Origin of the sequence: uncultured Mailhella sp. (genome assembly GCF_944324615.1) — a bacterium.
In the GTDB taxonomy this organism is placed as follows: Bacteria; Desulfobacterota; Desulfovibrionia; order Desulfovibrionales; family Desulfovibrionaceae; genus Mailhella.
Genome location: NZ_CALUWY010000119.1, coordinates 1 through 2,996 on the forward strand (window position 1 = coordinate 1; position 2,996 = coordinate 2,996).

Below are 2,996 nucleotides of genomic sequence, written 5' to 3' on the forward strand. Positions count from 1 at the left end.
AAGGGCTTGATTTCACTGGAGCCAGCTTGGAGACTTGAACTCCAGACCTACTGATTACGAATCAGTTGCTCTACCAACTGAGCTAAGCTGGCGCTTCGGACATTCTTTTTATGGATTTTCGGGGGGCTTGTCAACACCGGAAAGGGGCATTTCCGCACAGAAGCGGGAGCAGCGGCGCGTTATTTCTACTGCGCCAGGGGTATGGTGAAGAGGAACATGCCCCCCGGGCCTTTTTCCGCGCGGATCATGCCGCCGTGCCGTTCCACGATATGCTTGCAGATGGCAAGGCCGAGACCTGTGGAGGAAGGGGATACCCTTTCCTTTTCCACCCTGTAGAAGCGCTCGAAAATCCGTTCGCAGTCGGATTCCGGGATACCCGGCCCCTGATCGGACACGGTGAACACGGCCATGGATTCAAAGGGGGAAGGTTCGCCCGTGATGGTGATGACGCTGCCCCTCGGCGCGTAACGGCAGGCATTTTCCAGAAGATTGCGGAACACCTGGGTGATGTAGTGGGCATCGGCCCGGATGTTCATGCTTCTGTCGATGTGGATGTCGGCGGTGAGTTCCTTGGCTTCCATGTGGCGGGCACAGGTATCCAGCGCGTCTTCCAGCACGAAGGCGGCCCGCACGCAGGTGGGCTTGAGGGGCACGGTGCCGCTTTCCAGCCGGGAGAGGTGCAGCATGTCCTCCACCAGCAGGGCCATGTGTCTTGCGTTGCGCAGTATGGTGCCGGTGAACTTCTGCCTGTCCTCGGTATGGTGGGGGGGCAGGTCGAGTATGGTTTCGGCAAAGCCGATGATGGTGGTGAGGGGCGTGCGGAGTTCATGGGCCACTTCGCCCATGAATTCCCGGCGACGTCGGTTCAGGCGCACAAGGTCGCTGATGTTGTGGAAGACCACCACGGCATAGGGGGCCGACGGGCTGGCGAAGTGGATGTCGTTGTTCTTGAGCGGGGTGATGCGCACGCTGAGAATGACATCGTTTTCCATGCTGATGCGAAAGGCCGGCGAGGAGTGGTGTTCGGGCAGAAAGTCGTGCAGAAAGGCGTCGAGCATTTCCCGGAAGGTGGAGCCGGGTACCACGGTGGCGGCGGGCATGCCCACGGCGCTTGTGGTGAACAGGCGGCAGAAGGAGGGGTTTGCCTTGAGCACCGTGCCCTGCCTGTCGAGAATGATGACGCCTTCGTCCAGACTGTCGAGAATGCTGTCCAGAGGAAGAGACTGTTCCTGAACCGGAGTTTCCGGCGTTTCTTTCCCGGGATCGGCCGTCAGGTCGGTGCAGCAGGATTCCCTGTTTGCGACAATGGAGGGAGCCTTCATGGATCAGCCTTTGCAGCGGTAGCCTATGCCGCGCACGGTTTCAATGATGTCCGCCGCTTCACCGAGGCGGGCGCGCAGGCGCTTGATGTGCGTGTCCACGGTGCGGTCGTAGCCGTCGAACTGGTAATCCCATACGGAACCGAGCAGTTCCTCGCGGGAACGGACGCAGCCGGGATTCTTCATGAGATCTTCCAGCAGGCAGAACTGTATGGCCGTAAGTTCCACGGGCTTGTCGTTCACCGTGACCTTGTGGGCCTGCGGATCGAGGCATACGCCGTGACAGCGGAGCATGGGGTCGTCGTCCTTCTGTACGGCGCGGCGGCGCAGCATGGCCTTGATGCGCAGAAGAAGTTCGCGGGTGTTGAAGGGTTTGACCACATAGTCGTCCGCCCCGAGTTCAAAGCCCACGATGCGGTCCACATCGTCTCCGCGCGCGGTGAGCATGATGATGGGAATGTGTTCCGTGCTTCTGTCCTTGCCGAGTTCCCGGCACACGGCCAGACCGTCCATGCCCGGAAGCATGACATCCAGCAGAATGAGCGCCGGTTTGTGGGCGCGGGCAAGGTCCAGGGCGGTATTGCCGTCTGCGGCCTCCAGCGTGGCGTATCCTTCACGCTTGAGATTGAATACCAGTAAATCGCGTATATCCTGTTCGTCATCAACGACGAGAATGAGGCTTTCGCTCATGTCTTCCTCAACCGGTGAAACGGAAAAGTTCGGAGCCTGTATCTTATGTGCACAATGCCACACTTTTATGAAAAAGAGAAGGCTGACACAAAACTGACACAAAACTGACCTCATGTGGACACCAACGGCCGGTATGTTCTTTTTTCAAGAGGGAACAGCCAAACCTCAGAGAACAGAATGGGCCAGCATATCCTTCTGTGGCAACAGGATATGCGGCAGCGCCGGCTCCAGACCCGCAGGATGCCGGATGGAACCGACCCGGGATTTTCCTTTCCGTCCCGGGCCGGTTTTGTATTTAACGCCCGCCGGACCCTTGTCACGCAACTGCCATGAAGCTGCCGCTCTCCCGACACGGGGCTTTTGTATGGTGCCTCCATCGGCGCGACGCCCCCTGACCGTCAGGAGAGGCGGTGGATCGCCGCATGGCCGTCAAACAAAGGGTTCCGTCATGATCAGAATAGGCATCAACGGGTTCGGGCGTATCGGCAGATATCTGCTTCGTGTCATGCATCTCTTCCCTCAGTGCGAGGTGGTGGTCATCAACGGTCATCGCGCCACCAATGAGGAAATGGGCTACCTGCTCAAGTATGATTCCGTTCACGGGCGCTTTCCCGGCAAGGTGGAAGTCACGGAAAACGGCCTGAAGATCGACGGCCGCGACATCGCCATCACCCGCTGCGACAAGGGGGAATGGAAGTGGGCCGACTACGGTGTGGATATCGTGGTGGACACCTCCGGCACCTTGAGAAAGCGCGAGCTTCTGGCCATGCACCTGGCCTGCGGCGCAAAGAAGGTCATTATTTCCGCCCCCTGCAATGATGCCGACGCCACCATCGTCATGGGCGTGAACCAGGATATTTACGATCCGGCAAGGCACGACGTCATTTCCGCAGCCTCCTGCACCACCAACTGCCTCGCCCCCGCCGTCAAGGTGCTGCACAATGAATTCGGCATCCTGCACGGCCTCATGACCACCATTCATTCCTA

At 59.0% G+C, this 2,996-nt stretch carries 3 protein-coding genes and 1 tRNA gene; 1 reads left to right on the plus strand and 3 read right to left on the minus strand.

The features are described from left to right. Positions 1–16: 16 nt before the first annotated feature. From Q0K07_RS13040 to Q0K07_RS13050, 3 genes are all read right to left on the minus strand, one after another. Positions 17–92: transfer RNA gene (locus Q0K07_RS13040), tRNA-Thr, on the minus strand. Between the two features lie 93 nt (positions 93–185). After that, positions 186–1,322: an ATP-binding protein gene (locus Q0K07_RS13045; RefSeq protein ID WP_294559794.1), complete on the minus strand. Its 1,137-nt coding sequence runs from the start codon at positions 1,320–1,322 to the stop codon at positions 186–188. A gap of 3 nt (positions 1,323–1,325) precedes the next feature. Then, positions 1,326–2,009: a response regulator transcription factor gene (locus Q0K07_RS13050; RefSeq protein ID WP_294559795.1), complete on the minus strand. Its 684-nt coding sequence runs from the start codon at positions 2,007–2,009 to the stop codon at positions 1,326–1,328. 448 nt (positions 2,010–2,457) lie between these two features. On the opposite strand from Q0K07_RS13050, the gene Q0K07_RS13055 reads away from it, so the two are divergent. Next, positions 2,458–2,996, plus strand: a 539-nt coding sequence (locus Q0K07_RS13055) for a glyceraldehyde 3-phosphate dehydrogenase NAD-binding domain-containing protein (RefSeq protein ID WP_294559796.1), incomplete at its 3' end; no start/stop codon positions are given.

Excerpts from the sequence above, each read along its gene's own strand:
- Q0K07_RS13050 (WP_294559795.1), bottom strand. The coding sequence starts at position 2,009 with ATGAGCGAAAGCCTCATTCTCGTCGTTGATGACGAACAGGATATACGC.
- Q0K07_RS13045 (WP_294559794.1), bottom strand. The coding sequence starts at position 1,322 with ATGAAGGCTCCCTCCATTGTCGCAAACAGGGAATCCTGCTGCACCGAC.